We start from the raw sequence: 14,846 nt of genomic DNA on the forward strand, positions 1-14,846 counted from the left end.
TGAATAACTCAAATACTATTTTGGGCTCCGTCGGAAAAGGTGGTTATATGAGTAAGGTTCGTTTATGGCTCATTCCATTTGGTTGGATGGCGCTCATTTATTTTGCATCGTCACAACCATATGAACAACAAAATATCAAGCCGCTTCTTTCTGATAGATTAGATTTGTCATATGTTGAGCCTTTAATAGATCATGTCAAATTTACATATAATCAGTCTGAAGTCAGTGTACATGCTCTTGGTGTCGAAGGGTTTGTTGAGTTTTTTGTCAGGAAAGGCGCCCACTTAGGTGTGTTTTTTATGTTGTTTTTTTTCGTATACTATGCGTTAACGAAGACGACACGCTTTCAATTTAATACACGTCTTTTTGTATCATTTATTTGGGCTGTCACATATGCTGGAATAGATGAATGGCATCAAAGCTTTACAGTGAACCGAACACCTTATATTGGTGATGTCATAATTGATGCTTTTGGTGCATTACTAGCATTGGCAATCGTGATGGTTGCTCATCATTATAAAAAGCGGCGTTAGCGAATTATTGTGAATTGTGACAAATTCGATAAAAAAGCTAAAAAATGTCACAAATTCCTGTGACATTTCCGCTAGTTCGTGTTTTTTAAATGTTGTTGACGTTTTTCAGTGGTATATTATGGTATAGTACGTTTATATGAAGACTTTTAAAGGGCGGTAATAGCATGTCTGAACAGGAACATTATAAGCGTTTGCTTAAAAACCTAATTGATAAAACTGAAACAGATCGAATTCGGTCTTCCGAGGAACTTGTTCAAATGCTCATTGATGAATTAATCATTACAGAGAGACTCAAGCATCAACCCTATCCAGAATGACGGATACTAACTTTGACATATTCAATGATATCGACATAAAACTAAAAATGACTAACAACTTATAGAGGGTGTATACATTGGGCAGTCATAAACCATTACTTATTAAACATGTAGACATATACATTGACAACGAGAGATGGCAGTATGGGTCGCTGCTTATAAATGGTAACAAGATAGAAGCGATATCGGAAGAAACAGATGGGGCTTCGACATTGCCTGAATCTTGTGTTGTCATTGATGGCAATGGTTTGAAAGCTATTCCCGGATTTATTGATGGGCATATCCATGGGGCCGCTGGTGCAGATGTAATGGATGCAACTGAGCAGGCACTTGATACGATCGCACAAGCCTTACCAGCTGAAGGAACAACAAGCTTTCTTGCAACAACGATTACACAGGCCCCAGAAAATATTGAGCGCGCGTTAGAAAACGTAGCACATTACGATAACAAACCAGGACAAGCCGAAGTGATTGGTGTCCATCTTGAAGGGCCTTTTATTGAAAAGAGTAAGAAAGGTGCACAGCCGGAACAGTATATCACCAAGCCTAATATTGAACAATTTGATCGATGGCACCATTTATCTGGCCATCAAATTAAGACGATTACGATGGCACCTGAGCATGATGAAGACGGTTCATTTATACGTCACCTCGCGAGCATGGGTATAAATGTGTCAGCAGGACATACGAGTACGGATTTTGCGGGTATGAAGCAAGCTGTTGCTCATGGTGTTCGTCAGGTGACACATATTTGTAATGCAATGACAGCTATTCATCATAGAGAGGTTGGCGTCGTTGGAGCGGCATTTCTGTTAGAAGAATTGCGAGCCGAGTTGATTGCTGATGAGGTTCATGTCGTCCCAGATATGATGCAACTCATTTACAATAATATCGGGAGTGAGCGCCTCCTACTGATTACTGACGCCATGCGCGCTAAATGCCTAGAGGCGGGGCGGTATGAACTTGGTGGACAACCTGTTGTCGTCTCGTCTGATCGTGCGATGCTTGATAGTGGTTCTCTGGCGGGAAGCATCTTAAAGCTAAAAGATGGCGCTAAAAACATGCTGAAATTGTCTGGTGTGGAGCTTGAGCAAATTGTAGAAATGGCTTCTGCTAATCCTGCTAAACAAATTCATATGTATGACAAAAAAGGCCGTATAGATATTGGAACAGATGCAGATATACTACTTGTTGACGATCATTTAAACATTCATTATACAATTTGTGGCGGGGTCATCGCATATAAGGAGGATTAAGTTATGGAACTAATTCGCGTAAAAGATTATGAAGAAATGAGTGCAAAAGCATGTGAATTTGTTACAGCATTAATGAAGGAGCAGACAGCACCTGTATTAGGGCTTGCGACAGGTTCAACGCCGGAAGGGCTATATAAACGATTAATTGATACATATCAAGCAGGTGACATTTCGTTTGATAAGACGACAACGTTTAATCTGGATGAATATGTTGGTTTAACACAGGACGATCCAAATAGTTACCATTATTATATGTTTGAAAAGCTATTCAAGCATATTAATGTTATGAGTGATAACACACACTTACCAAATGGTGCAGCAAATGATGTTGAACAAGAGTGCAGCGATTATGAAAAGCTGATCAAGTCTACTGGTTCTATTGACCTACAATTGTTAGGACTCGGCATTAATGGACATATTGGATTTAATGAACCTGGAACATCTTTTGATAGCAGAACTCATATTGTGGCGTTAGATGAATCGACGCGCCAAGCAAACGCACGTTTTTTTGCATCCATGGACGATGTTCCTACCCAGGCAATAACGATGGGAATCCAATCAATTATGGAAGCAAAGCACATATTGTTGCTCGTATCTGGTGAGAAAAAAGCCGACGCTCTAGCAAGCTTGATGAATGGTGAAGTGACCGAGGCGTTTCCTGCATCCATTTTGCAAAAACATGCACATACGACTGTGATCGCAGATGAAGCAGCGTTAACACGCTTATAAATTTATAAAATGAAAAAAGGGACAAAAGTCGCAATGCTTTTGTCCCTTTCTTTTTTGACTAGAAACGTATAAAATTTTGACGGAGGTCGGTACGTCATTATGATCTGGATGAATGAGGGAAATCAACATATGTTGTTGATTGCATCGTTATTTCTGCCTGATTGTTTGTTAGGTCAATGATCCAATCGATAAATGGCTGTTCCTCGCCAGCTTTTACGTATACGATAAATTCAACGTGTTCAAGATAGTTGATGGAATGAATCATGTACTCTGAATTACGGAGCACATTTTCAAGCTTTCCAAGAAGTGAGTATTCAACGGTAATCGAAACGCTTTGCATAAGTTGACGGTTAACGATTCCAGTTTCATGAATAGCTTGGGAAGTCGTACTTCCATAAGCTCGGATTAACCCTCCAGCTCCAAGCTTGACGCCGCCAAAATATCGGGTTACAACGACGGCCGTATCTTTAAGATGCATCTTTTTCAGTACTTCAAGAATTGGAACCCCCGCTGTGCCGCTCGGTTCTCCATCATCATTCGCCTTCTGAATTTGATCGTTTTCACCAATGAGATAGCCGGAGCAATTGTGAGTTGCATCATGATGTTTCTTTTTGATCTCGTTAATGAATTGTTGTGCTTCTTCTTCTGTTTCAACACGACGGACATATCCAATGAAACGTGATTTTTGAATCGTCTTTTCGGTAGAACCTTGTTTATTTACTGTGAAATAACGTGTTAACATCTTGCATTTAACCTCCAAAACGCACATTATAGATAAAAGGACTTTATTTTACATAGCTGAAAGTTAATAGCGTGTCTTGTATAATTATAACATAGGTTGGTGGGGGAAATGGTTGAGCTAACAAAAGAAGGTATTTTAGATAAAATTATAGAAGAAATGGTTGAAATGGTTGAGTCAAGTAAGGATGAAATTTTTACTATTGGTGATAGTGCACGAACAGAGTACGAGCGCTTAGTGAACGAACTAGAAGATACAAAGGAACAAGTGAAAATTCATATAGACAAGGGTGATAAGCTTGAGAAGGAAGTACGACTATCACGGCAGAACTTGTCTAAGGTAAGCAAGCATTTTGACAAGTACTCTGAAGAGGAGATCCGAGAAGTTTACGAGAAAACCCATGAAATGCAAACAAATCTTGCGATGCTGCGTCAAGCTGAGAGTTCTTTAAGGCATAGACGTGATGAACTAGAACGTCGTCTTCAGAGTCTTTATGGTACAATAGAACGTGCAGAAACGTTAACAAGAAAAATATCAGTGATTCTTAAATACTTGAACAATGACTTTCAACAAATGAATGCCATGCTCGAGGAGGCAAAAGAGAAACAAGAATTCGGTTTGAAAATTATCGAAGCACAAGAGGATGAACGCCGTAAAATTTCTCGAGAAATACATGATGGACCAGCCCAAATGTTAGCGAATGTTCTGCTTAGGTCAGAAATTGTTGATCGTACGTTTCGAAGTGGAAATGTAGATGAAGCATTGAAAGAAATAAAAAGCATGCGCAAAATGGTGCATTCATCATTATATGAAGTACGCCGTGTCATATATGATTTGAGACCAATGGCACTAGATGACCTCGGTCTTATACCAACAATTAAGAAATATGTTGATACGATTGCTGAATACAATGATGTGAATATTGAATTGACAACAATCGGCAAACAGGAGCGGATGCCTCAAAAATATGAAGTTGCTTTTTTTCGTCTCGCTCAAGAAGCGTTGCAAAATGCCATAAAGCATTCAGGTGCTTCCCTTATTCAGATAAAGCTAGAGCTTAATCATCAGGTGATGCTTATGGTTGTTAAGGATAATGGTAAAGGGTTTAACCCAGATGTAAAAAAAGATAATTCATTTGGCTTAATTGGTATGCGGGAACGTGTTGATATGCTTGATGGGACGTTAACGATTGATTCTGAAGAGGGAAAAGGCTCTACCATCCTAATTAAAGTGCCGTTGTAATCGGTATCCTATTTAGGTGCACGATGTTTTGTTGGAGGAGACAGGCTGTTAGTATACTTCTGGCTCGATTATCAGTATACTTAATGTCAAAAAGGAGAAATTGGTTTAAAACAATTGGGAGGAGCAACAAAATGAACAAAAAAATAAAAATTGTTCTGATAGATGATCACAAGCTTTTTAGAGAAGGTGTTAAACGGATTCTAGAATTCGAACCAGACCTAGAAGTTGTAGCTGAAGGGGAAGACGGATCTTGTGCACCTGCGTTGGTCAAAAAGCACAAGCCAGACGTTGTGTTAATGGATATTAATATGCAAACAATTAACGGTGTTGAAGCGACAGGTACATTGGTTAGAAGTTTCCCGGAAACACGTGTGATTATTTTGTCCATTCATGATGATGAAAGCTATGTTTCGCATGCATTGCAAACAGGAGCGCAAGGCTATCTCTTAAAAGAAATGGATGCTGATGCGCTTATTGAAGCGATTAAAGTTGTGAGTGATGGTGGATCTTATTTACACCCAAGGGTAACATACAACCTTGTTAAAGAGTATCGCCGTCTTGTACGCGAAAGTGGCGCCTCTTTAGCGAAAACAGGTATAGAATATGAAAAGCCAATACATATTTTGACAAAACGTGAATGTGAGGTTTTACAGCTATTGGCTGAAGGGAAGAGCAACCGAGCTACGGCAAAAGCCTTGTATATTAGTGAGAAAACAGTCAAAAATCATGTGAGCAACATTTTACAAAAAATGAATGCGACAGATCGAACCCAAGCTGTTGTAGAGGCTATCAAAAGAGGCTGGGTAGAAGTTATATAAAAAGTAGAAGCACAGATTGTGATAAAACCATAAATGAATATTTGATTAACTAAAGGTATGATAAAATCAATTAAGGCCTCGGTCAATTTATGCAGTTTTACCACTCCTTTTGACCCACACACTTTAGTCCTAATACATCGTTTGTTATGTCGATGTATCGTTTTCATTTTACGTTAAAGGAATGAATAGGATCACATCTAGAATGAACAACTACGCCTAAACAACTGAGAAAAATAGCCTTTGCACATGGAAGCACTGAGTTTTTATGTGTTAATTACGTTATAATGGTTTCGTATTTATTTTATTTACAGGGTCGTAAATCCACTGCAACAACGGAAGTGGATTTATAACCCTGTGAAATCCTGATACAGTTTAATGTATCGTCAGAGGATGATATCACATGTTGTCCCTGATTGATTCATACAAGGAATTTAAGAGATGTGGTCATTAAGAGTATAAAGAGGTGCGTTATATGAAAGTAGCGATTGTAACAGATAGTACGGCTTACCTGCCAGATGATGTTAAAGACAAGTATCATATCCATACAGTCCCTCTTAGTGTCGTCTTCGGCAACGCGTCATACCGAGAAGGCATTGATATTACAACAGAAGCGTTTTATGAAAAAGTAAAACATGCCGATAGCTTACCAAAGACATCACAGCCTTCCATTGGTGAAATTGAAGGCAAGTATCGAGAGTTATCGGAAACTCATGATGCCGTTATATCCATTCATTTATCTAGTGGTATTAGTGGAACTTATCAAGCCGCATCTAGCGCTGGTGAAGTGGTTGACGGGATCAAAGTTTATCCTTACGATTCAGAAATCAGCTGTATGGCACAGGGGTTTTATTGTATTGAAGCGGCACAGCTTGCAGCAAAAGGTGCGTCTCCGGAAGAGATCATCGCTAGGTTAGACGATATGAAAGCCGTTATGAGAGCTTATTTTATGGTAGATGATTTAAGTCATTTACAACGCGGTGGCCGCTTGAATGGTGCCCAAGCCTTCGTTGGCAGCTTGCTCCAAGTAAAACCGGTTCTTCATTTTGTTGATAAAATCATTGTTCCTTTTGAAAAGATCCGTACCCGTAAAAAGGCGATTAAGCGTATTTTAGGAATGCTAGAAGAAGACCTTGCAACAGGCAAGTCATATAAAATTGTCTTCATCCATGCAAACAACGCGCAAACCGTCATTGATCTGCAACAAACGATTACGACACAGTATTCAAATGTTGAAACGATGACAAGCTATTTTGGTCCAGTCATTGGAACGCATTTAGGTGAAGGGGCCATCGGTATATGCTGGTATGAGAAGTAACCTTCTTGTTAAAGGGGCAAGTCTTTGAAAAACTTGCTCCACCTTCACTTAATCCCACTTAAAACCAAATCATTATTGAAATGAGTGAGCATATGTCTTCTAACGATATGACGCCCTCTCAGGTCATTCCTCCCACTACAGACCTTGCCCAAATCTATGCTGGTAAATGCCTCCTGCGAAATGAAATCATGCTTGACAACATTCAATTCGAAGTCTTGCTTAATCAAGGCATTTTTAAACCTTTGCCATCCTTCCATCGAAAATTTCTGTGGCATCAATGCAACCGATGTGGTAATGATAAAGCATCTCTTTTAGGTACGATTCCATGTGCGCGCTGTCATACTTCTCATCTATATTGTCGTAAATGCATTGAGATGGGGCGTGTTATGACATGTGAGCCCTTATACGCATGGGCTGGTCCTGATCCGATATGGCCCTGTCATTTGCAACCGTGTACGTGGGAAGGACAACTAACTTCAGCACAACAACAAGGTGCCTCTTGTGTAGCAGATGCGATTACGCAAGGTCGTTCTGAGCTTTTAGTTTGGGCGGTATGTGGCGCTGGGAAAACAGAAATGCTTTTTCAAGGCATCACAGAGGCTTTAAAACAAGGAAAGCGCATATGTATTGCGACGCCGAGAGCGGATGTTGTACGCGAATTAAAGCCGCGGATGCAACGGGCATTTAAGGGTGTCTCAATACAAGCCTTATTTGGTGGAAGTGCTGAGCGAGATGGGACGGCACAACTTATCATTGCTACGACGCATCAACTGCTTCGTTTTCAAAAAGCGTTTGATGTTATGATTATAGACGAAGTTGATGCTTTTCCCTTTCATGCTGATCCTTCTTTGCCGTTTGCTACGTATAGAGCGAAGAAAACGCTCGGGACAACGATCTATTTAACAGCTACACCTCGAAAACAACAACGGAATCGCATTAAACGACAGAAACTCCCGCACGTTTTTATCCCGAATCGTTACCACGGTCACCCTTTGCCTGTTCCTCAAATGCGCATGACTCGAACTTTAGCCAAAGCACTTAGAGCGTACTACTTACCTGATTCATGTATAACATGGTTAAAAAAACGACAAAATCCTCAGAGACAGCTTCTTATTTTTATTCCAGAGATCGCATTAGCAAAACAGTTACTAACACCTCTTGCAAAAACCCTTATAACGGAACGCGTAATAGAGGATGTGGACAGTGTCTCATATGTACATGCTCATGATCCTGAACGCTTAGAAAAGGTCAAGCAGTTTAGACAAAAGGAATTAAGCGTATTGTTGACAACGACAATTTTAGAAAGAGGGGTAACGTTTCCGTCAGTTGATGTCATCGTCTTGAACGCTGGACACGACATCTTTGATGAAGCGGCACTCGTACAGATTTCGGGACGAGCTGGTCGAAGTGCAGATGATCCGACAGGTGAGGTGGTGTTTTTTCATGATGGAAAAACGGAGGCAATGATGCAAGCGATCAAGCAAATAAAAATGATGAATGAGCGAGGTGGATTTTAAATGGCAATTTGTCTATGGTGTGACTGTGATATTGTCCCTCATATTACGTGGCCATCATTATTTTCCCCGGAAAAGCCAACACGACTTTGCCAAGCGTGCACGTATCGACTTTATAAGCTACAAGGACCGCGCTGTCGTATATGCTCACGTGAAACGGAAGAGTCAACATGTCATGATTGTGCATGGTGGGCACAGTATTTTAACAATGAAGACGTGCTGGCTTTTAATTACGCAATTTATTTATATAATGACCATATGAAAGATATTATTACAAAATGGAAATATCGTGGAGACTACGTTTTAGGACATATGTTTGCCGATGTATTTTATGAAACATTTCAACGCGTATTTTCTAATTTAAAGGAGGAGGTGCTCGTTGTACCGATTCCATTAAGTGATGAACGGTTGGCAGAAAGAGGATTTAATCAAGCTGAGATGCTCGCCCATTTCTTATGTGAGCAACCAAGCTCTTTTGTTGAACGGGTACAAGGAGAAAAACAATCAAAAAAAACGCGTCAGGAACGTATTTTATCAAAGAATCACTTTAAAATTAAGAAACGTATTAACAAACCGGTCATTTTGGTCGATGATATTTATACAACGGGTGCGACTTTACGCCACGTTGCTGTGCAATTAAGGAAGAACGGATGTCCGAAAGTTTATGGATTTACGCTTGCTAGAGGTTGACACAAGCTGGATATAGCTATTCTAGCAATGATACGGGTATGTTATAATTTATTTTGATGGGTTGATTGAAAGGTTGTAAGCGTAATAACTTGCTATGAACATTATTGATTAAATTCATACATATATAGGAGGCGGACCATATGGCTGAATTGGCAAATTGCGCACGCTGTGATGCAGTGTTCGTCAAAACGATAAGAGATATTTGTCCTGATTGTTATAAAGAGGAAGAACGTGCATTTGAAGTTGTGTATCAATTTTTACGTCAACGTAAAAATCGTGAAGCAACACTACCAGAAATTGTAGATGCTACAGGTGTTGAAGAAGAGCTTATCATTAAATTTGTTAAAGAAAAACGGTTGCGTACGACAGAATTTCCTAAACTCGCTTATCCGTGTGAAACATGTGGGGCAGATATTGCGACTGGACGTCTTTGTGAAGAGTGCTCCAATGAGCTCAAAGATCAACTTGCTTATCATGAGCGGATTGAACAGTTTGAAAAGGACAAAGCAAAAAAAGAAAAAGAACGTGTTCACGCATACTACACGTTAGATCGGCATAAATAACGTTGAACTTTTTACGGCTATGGCCGATATAAATAGAAATGGTATATGCACGGTTTGGATATTTTTTAATGTGAGGTGAGTGTTATGAAGATATATGGGCCGAATCAATCTCAGTTTAACCCATATCACAGGCAGATACACAAGCAAACTGAGCCAGAAAAAGGTTCAGAGCAAAAGGATCATATCGAAATTTCTAACAAGGCTAAGCAATTGCAAGAACACGAACAAGTAGATTCGAAGCGTGCAGCTTATGTGGAAGAGATTAAGCAGGCAGTTGAATCAGGCGACTATCAAATGAATGCCGCCAAAACAGTTGAAAAGATGCTTGCATTCTGGTCAACACGGTCTTAAAGGAGGACGCGTCATATGTCCGTAACGGCAATCGTTACATCTATTGAGGATTTAACTGAAATTCATCATGAAATGCTAGATAATTCAAATCAAAAAACAGAAGCATTGAAGCTTGGAAATACGGATGACTTGCAAAGGGTACTGGTTAAAGAACGCAAGCTTGCACGAAAGCTTGAGCAAGCAGAGCAACGTCGGCAAACGATTGTAAATGAATGGTTTGCCAGTCATGCTGTTAATGAAGAGGCAACCTTGACGTACTTACTCGATACGCTATCAGGTCATGAAAAAATGCTCGTAGAACAGTCATCTGTTGAATTAATTGAAAAGATGTCGGCATTAAAGCAACAAGAGCAGCTTAATATGGCCTTGCTTCAGCAATCTATGCAATATGTTCAGTTGTCGCTTGATATGATTCAACCGTCTATATCTACGATGAACTATGGGCATAAAGCGGATGCATCAGTCAATGACCGTTCTGTCTTTGATTCAAAAGCTTAACAGAGCGCAATATTAAGATTTATATGGGAGGAAAGTCAATGAGCACGTTTCACGGTCTGGAAATGGCCAAACAATCATTGTTTACGCAGCAGTCAGCGCTTTACACAACCGGGCATAACTTAGCGAACGCAAATACAAAGGGCTATTCACGACAGAGGGTTAATTTTGAAACGATGTCTCCCTATCCTTCAGCGTCCCGTAACCGGCCTGAAATACCTGGTCAAATGGGCACAGGTGTAAGGGCTGGAAGTATTGAACGCGTTCGAAACCAGTTTTTAGATATGCAGTATCGTTCTGAGAACAGTCAATCTACATATTGGGGAGCAAAATCAAATGCACTCGATCGGCTTGAACGGCTCATGAACGAACCGACAGATAGTGGTATATCTCAAACAATGGAACAATTTTGGCAATCATTACAAGACTTAGCAGCGAACCCAGAGAATTCTGGTGCACAGTCTGTTGTCGCAGAACGAGCTAAGGCTTTGACAGATACATTTAATTACACATCAAATTCAATAGAGGCAATTCGCGATGATTTGGAGCAGGAAATCAAGCACAACGTTGATACAGTTAACACACTCGTTAAAAGCATTCACGCAATTAACGAACAGATTAAACAAATAGAGCCACACGGGTATTTGCCAAATGATTTATATGATAAGCGCGACCGTTTGATAGACGAGTTATCAGGTATTGTCGATATCTCCGTTGAACGAAAAGAGAGTTATCCAGGTGCTTCGGATATTGCAGATGGCATCGTAGAAATCTCGATGGTTGGTCAGCCGGGAGATCCAAAAGTGGTGTTGCTTGATGATACTGTTCATGAAATGAAGGTTAGTTTTAATGGGGATCAAGACGCAGTTGATCAATTAACTGTGGACGGGACAGATGTGCTGCCGAGCTTTACTTCAAATGGCCAGCTTAGAGGACTAATAGAATCATATGGTTATATGAAGGGTGGATCAGTAGAAGGGTCTTATCCTAAAATGCATGAGGACTTAAATAAGATGGTTAAATCTATGGCGACGGTGTTTAACAACATTCACGACACGCCACCATTCTTTACAGGGTTTGGCACAGATCCAGCTGCAGGTAATATCGATGTGTCCGATGTGATTATGGATGACCCAGAAAACATTATGGTATCTGATACTGGATATGGTGATATTGCATTAGAGTTATCAAACATCTTCTCGGAAGTATTTCCTACAGCTGATGGCGGCCTAGGTGATACGTCCATTAATAAATTTTTTGAAGGTATGATTGGTCGGCTCGGTGTTGAGGCACAAGAGGCTAATACGATGAAGGATAATACAGATATTTTAAAACACCAAGTCGAAGAACAGCGTATGTCTGTTAGCGCTGTGTCCCTTGATGAAGAAATGTCCAATATGATTAAATTTCAGCATGCTTATAACGCAGCTGCAAGAAGTATGACAGCAGTTGATGAGATGATTGATCGTATTATTAATAATATGGGACTTGTAGGAAGGTAGGCGAGCTTAATGCGTGTGACACAAGGCATGATTTCTAATAATATGCTACGAAATCTATCAAACAGTTATGCTAATCTCAGTACATATCTTGAACAAGTATCTACTGGGAAGAAAATCAACCGTCCGTCTGACGATCCAGTTATCGCCATGAAAGGCATTAACTTTCGGCGTCAAGTAACAGAGGTTGAGCAATATAAAAGAAATGTCGGTGAAGTTCATAATTGGATGGACAACACTGATTCGGCACTGGACAAAACGACAAAAGCGCTCCATAAGTTGAGGGAACTAGCTGTTCAAGCAAGCAACGACACATTAGATGAGTCAGAACGAAAAAATGTCATGGAAGAAGTTGAGCAAATCAAAGAACACCTTGTTGACATTGCTAACACCAAAGTGAATGATAAATATATTTTCAATGGTGTTAAAACGACAGACAAACCATTCAATGACGATGGAACCACCACAGCTGAATTTAATACAGACGCTGTTAACATTGAAGTATCTAAAGGCATCAACATACAGGCAAATATAAACCCTTCAGATGTTTTTTCAGACGACTTTTTCGGGAGAGTTGATGATTTTGTTGATGCATTAGGCGCAAATGATCAAGATGCTATTAATCAATCAATCGGTGCACTTGATGTTAATATTGAAAATACGATTAATACGAGAGCAGATCTCGGTGCTCGGATGAACAGATTAGAATTAATTGAAAATCGTCTTGGTGAACAAGAAGTCATCGCCAAGAAAACGATGAGTGACAACGAAGATATCGATTATGAAAAGGCAATTACTGATTTAATTACGCAAGAAAGTCTACATCGTGCAGCGTTGGCTGCTGGATCACGCATTATTCAACCGACCTTGCTCGACTTTCTCCGGTAAAATGAGTACAAGAACTCTGGTGTCCGACTTTGTATGAGACCAGAGTTTTTCTTTATATTTACACCTTTAGATTTGGCAGTCTAAATGATATTTAACAACTATGTCTATAATTAATTTATAAGCGTTTTTATTGGGGATAGGAGGTGATAGAATGGAAATGCCACAGATTCGTATGCAGTCGCAAATGGGACGAATCGCGATTCACCAAACGAAGGGTGTCCAACGCATAGAACAGCCTCGTGCTGATCTGTCTATTGAACAACCGAAAGCGAATTTGACCATACGAACAGATAAGGGTAAGCTCACAATCGATCAAACAAAGGCGTGGGCTGATATGAATTTAATGAATATTACAGAGCGGAATACACAACATGCCCGTGAGGGGCTTCAGGCGGCTATAGAAGGAGCGGCGCGCCGGGCAACACAAGGTCGAGCGCTCATGGAAATAGAACATAAAGGAAATCCAATTATTCAACAAGCTGGAGAAAATAGTACACGTCCACATAAAAAGCTCGGCATTACATTCATCCCTTCAGCTCAATCCGTTGAAATAAATTATGAACCAGCACAAGTGGAAATTAATGCACAGGCCAATGAGCCGATTATAAATGCAACAATGCAAAAACCAATCCATGATTACGAGCCTGGTCGTGTAAATATAGAAATGGAACAGTATCCTAATTTAGAGATTGACTTTCACATTCCAAAAGTCAACTAACCATAGGGATTATGTATAGAAAGAAAAATTGTTTCGTTCGTTCAAAGGAGTGTTGCATGAAGATGGGAATTATAAAAACGAAATATTTAGGTGAAGTGGATGTGAAAACATCTGACATCTTTAGGTTTAAATCAGGTTTACCTGGTTTCGGTGAAGAAACGGAATTTGTTATGTTAGACCTACCTGGGGATAGCGCGTTTCAGATTATGCAGTCCTTTAACACACCTCATTTAGCATTTATCGTAACGAATCCCCATTTACTTTACCAAGATTATGAATTTGAATTAGATGCGTCAATCGCTGAGCAGCTTGAGATAGAACATGAAGCAGATGTGGCTGTTGTCGTGATCGTAACGTTAAAGGATGCGTTAGAGCAAAGTACGATCAATTTGAAAGGACCAATTATCCTCAATACAAAGGCTCGTACAGGAAAGCAATACATATTGCAAGATGAGACGTATCCAGTTAAAGCACCTTTAACACCGCCTGTTCAACCTGGGGTGAAAGGGGATTAAAAGATGCTCATTCTATCTAGAAAATTAAAAGAATCCATCCGGATTGGCGATAACATTGAAATTAAGGTGCTGGAAATCATCGGTGATCAAGTTAAATTGGGAATAGACGCACCTAAGGCAATTGATATCCATAGGAGCGAAGTATATATGCAAATCCAAATGGAAAATAATGAAGCTGCTAATCTACCTGCTCATGTATTGAGCACATTGCCTGGAAAAGATGTTAAATAACTTATAACCCTTTAAAAAAGACGTTACTTAACCGATATAAAAATAAACCAATCGGTGAGGAGTTGTACGGAATGAAAGTTGCACAAACGCAAGGCCTTTCTAAAGAAGTGACGCCCAATACACATCAAGCCTTATTGCCAAGTAAAGGGCAAAAGCCTAATGAATCAAAGGCAGATCTCTATGAGGGAGACGTTATCTCCACCGACAAGATTCAGAATGCTGTAACGAAAATGAATGAATTCACAAAACCTCTGCAAACGGATTTGAGGTTTCAGCTTCATGAGGATTTAAATGAATATTACGTTACAGTTGTAGATCCTTTAACAGATGAAGTTATAAAAGAGATACCACCGAAGAAAATGCTTGATATGTATGCAGCAATGGCTGAATTTATGGGGTTAATGGTTGACGAAAGGATATAGACTTTAGGAGG

General features: G+C 39.8%; 19 protein-coding genes. 18 read left to right on the top strand and 1 reads right to left on the bottom strand.

Annotated features, from left to right (window positions below):
- Nucleotides 1-47: 47 nt before the first annotated feature.
- From HPC67_RS12715 to nagB, 4 genes are all read left to right on the top strand, one after another.
- Nucleotides 48-533, top strand: a complete 486-nt coding sequence (locus tag HPC67_RS12715; RefSeq protein ID WP_217588490.1) for a VanZ family protein — start codon at nt 48-50, stop codon at nt 531-533.
- Between the two features lie 164 nt (nt 534-697).
- A complete protein-coding gene (locus tag HPC67_RS12720; RefSeq protein ID WP_217588492.1) occupies nt 698-850 on the top strand; it encodes a hypothetical protein in 153 nt (50 codons plus the stop codon).
- 77 nt (nt 851-927) lie between these two features.
- Nucleotides 928-2,106 carry an N-acetylglucosamine-6-phosphate deacetylase gene (gene nagA, locus HPC67_RS12725; RefSeq protein ID WP_217588494.1) on the top strand — a complete coding sequence of 393 codons (1,179 nt, stop codon included), beginning with the start codon at nt 928-930 and terminating at the stop codon, nt 2,104-2,106.
- A gap of 3 nt (nt 2,107-2,109) precedes the next feature.
- Nucleotides 2,110-2,835 carry a glucosamine-6-phosphate deaminase gene (gene nagB, locus HPC67_RS12730; protein WP_217588497.1) on the top strand — a complete coding sequence of 242 codons (726 nt, stop codon included), beginning with the start codon at nt 2,110-2,112 and terminating at the stop codon, nt 2,833-2,835.
- Nucleotides 2,836-2,932: 97 nt separating this feature from the next.
- On the opposite strand, the gene HPC67_RS12735 is transcribed toward nagB, so the two are convergent.
- Nucleotides 2,933-3,577 carry a YigZ family protein gene (locus HPC67_RS12735; protein ID WP_217588498.1) on the bottom strand — a complete coding sequence of 215 codons (645 nt, stop codon included), beginning with the start codon at nt 3,575-3,577 and terminating at the stop codon, nt 2,933-2,935.
- A 108-nt stretch (nt 3,578-3,685) separates the two neighbouring features.
- Between HPC67_RS12735 and HPC67_RS12740 the strand changes: the two genes are divergently transcribed.
- The 14 genes from HPC67_RS12740 (at nt 3,686) to flaG (ending at nt 14,835) form a co-directional block, all read left to right on the top strand.
- A complete protein-coding gene (locus HPC67_RS12740; protein ID WP_217588500.1) occupies nt 3,686-4,816 on the top strand; it encodes a sensor histidine kinase in 1,131 nt (376 codons plus the stop codon).
- A 131-nt stretch (nt 4,817-4,947) separates the two neighbouring features.
- Nucleotides 4,948-5,634: a response regulator gene (locus HPC67_RS12745; RefSeq protein WP_217588502.1), complete on the top strand. Its 687-nt coding sequence runs from the start codon at nt 4,948-4,950 to the stop codon at nt 5,632-5,634.
- A gap of 472 nt (nt 5,635-6,106) precedes the next feature.
- Nucleotides 6,107-6,949 carry a DegV family protein gene (locus tag HPC67_RS12750; protein WP_217588503.1) on the top strand — a complete coding sequence of 281 codons (843 nt, stop codon included), beginning with the start codon at nt 6,107-6,109 and terminating at the stop codon, nt 6,947-6,949.
- A 386-nt stretch (nt 6,950-7,335) separates the two neighbouring features.
- Nucleotides 7,336-8,466 (top strand): ATP-dependent helicase ComFA, encoded by a 1,131-nt coding sequence (locus tag HPC67_RS12755; protein ID WP_246570085.1) that lies wholly within the window; start codon nt 7,336-7,338, stop codon nt 8,464-8,466.
- Nucleotides 8,467-9,153 carry a ComF family protein gene (locus HPC67_RS12760; protein ID WP_217588505.1) on the top strand — a complete coding sequence of 229 codons (687 nt, stop codon included), beginning with the start codon at nt 8,467-8,469 and terminating at the stop codon, nt 9,151-9,153. It begins immediately after the preceding gene.
- Between the two features lie 140 nt (nt 9,154-9,293).
- A complete protein-coding gene (locus tag HPC67_RS12765) occupies nt 9,294-9,716 on the top strand; it encodes a TIGR03826 family flagellar region protein (protein ID WP_217588507.1) in 423 nt (140 codons plus the stop codon).
- An 84-nt stretch (nt 9,717-9,800) separates the two neighbouring features.
- Nucleotides 9,801-10,067 carry a flagellar biosynthesis anti-sigma factor FlgM gene (gene flgM, locus HPC67_RS12770; protein ID WP_217588510.1) on the top strand — a complete coding sequence of 89 codons (267 nt, stop codon included), beginning with the start codon at nt 9,801-9,803 and terminating at the stop codon, nt 10,065-10,067.
- Between the two features lie 15 nt (nt 10,068-10,082).
- On the top strand, nt 10,083-10,565 hold the full coding sequence (locus HPC67_RS12775) for a flagellar protein FlgN (RefSeq protein ID WP_217588512.1): 483 nt from the start codon (nt 10,083-10,085) through the stop codon (nt 10,563-10,565).
- Between the two features lie 38 nt (nt 10,566-10,603).
- Nucleotides 10,604-12,064 (top strand): flagellar hook-associated protein FlgK, encoded by a 1,461-nt coding sequence (flgK, locus tag HPC67_RS12780; RefSeq protein ID WP_217588514.1) that lies wholly within the window; start codon nt 10,604-10,606, stop codon nt 12,062-12,064.
- 9 nt (nt 12,065-12,073) lie between these two features.
- Complete coding sequence (flgL, locus tag HPC67_RS12785) at nt 12,074-12,949, top strand: flagellar hook-associated protein FlgL (protein ID WP_217588517.1); 876 nt, start codon at nt 12,074-12,076, stop codon at nt 12,947-12,949.
- Between the two features lie 151 nt (nt 12,950-13,100).
- Nucleotides 13,101-13,667 carry a DUF6470 family protein gene (locus tag HPC67_RS12790; protein ID WP_217588518.1) on the top strand — a complete coding sequence of 189 codons (567 nt, stop codon included), beginning with the start codon at nt 13,101-13,103 and terminating at the stop codon, nt 13,665-13,667.
- Nucleotides 13,668-13,729: 62 nt separating this feature from the next.
- On the top strand, nt 13,730-14,182 hold the full coding sequence (gene fliW / locus HPC67_RS12795; RefSeq protein ID WP_246570087.1) for a flagellar assembly protein FliW: 453 nt from the start codon (nt 13,730-13,732) through the stop codon (nt 14,180-14,182).
- A 3-nt stretch (nt 14,183-14,185) separates the two neighbouring features.
- Entirely contained in the window at nt 14,186-14,413 is a 228-nt protein-coding gene (csrA, locus tag HPC67_RS12800) for a carbon storage regulator CsrA (RefSeq protein ID WP_217588525.1), read from the top strand.
- A 71-nt stretch (nt 14,414-14,484) separates the two neighbouring features.
- Nucleotides 14,485-14,835 carry a flagellar protein FlaG gene (gene flaG / locus HPC67_RS12805; protein WP_217588526.1) on the top strand — a complete coding sequence of 117 codons (351 nt, stop codon included), beginning with the start codon at nt 14,485-14,487 and terminating at the stop codon, nt 14,833-14,835.
- Nucleotides 14,836-14,846 lie beyond the last annotated feature (11 nt).

Source organism: Lentibacillus saliphilus (genome assembly GCF_019093865.1).
GTDB classification, from domain to species: Bacteria; Bacillota; Bacilli; order Bacillales; family Amphibacillaceae; genus Lentibacillus_B; species Lentibacillus_B saliphilus.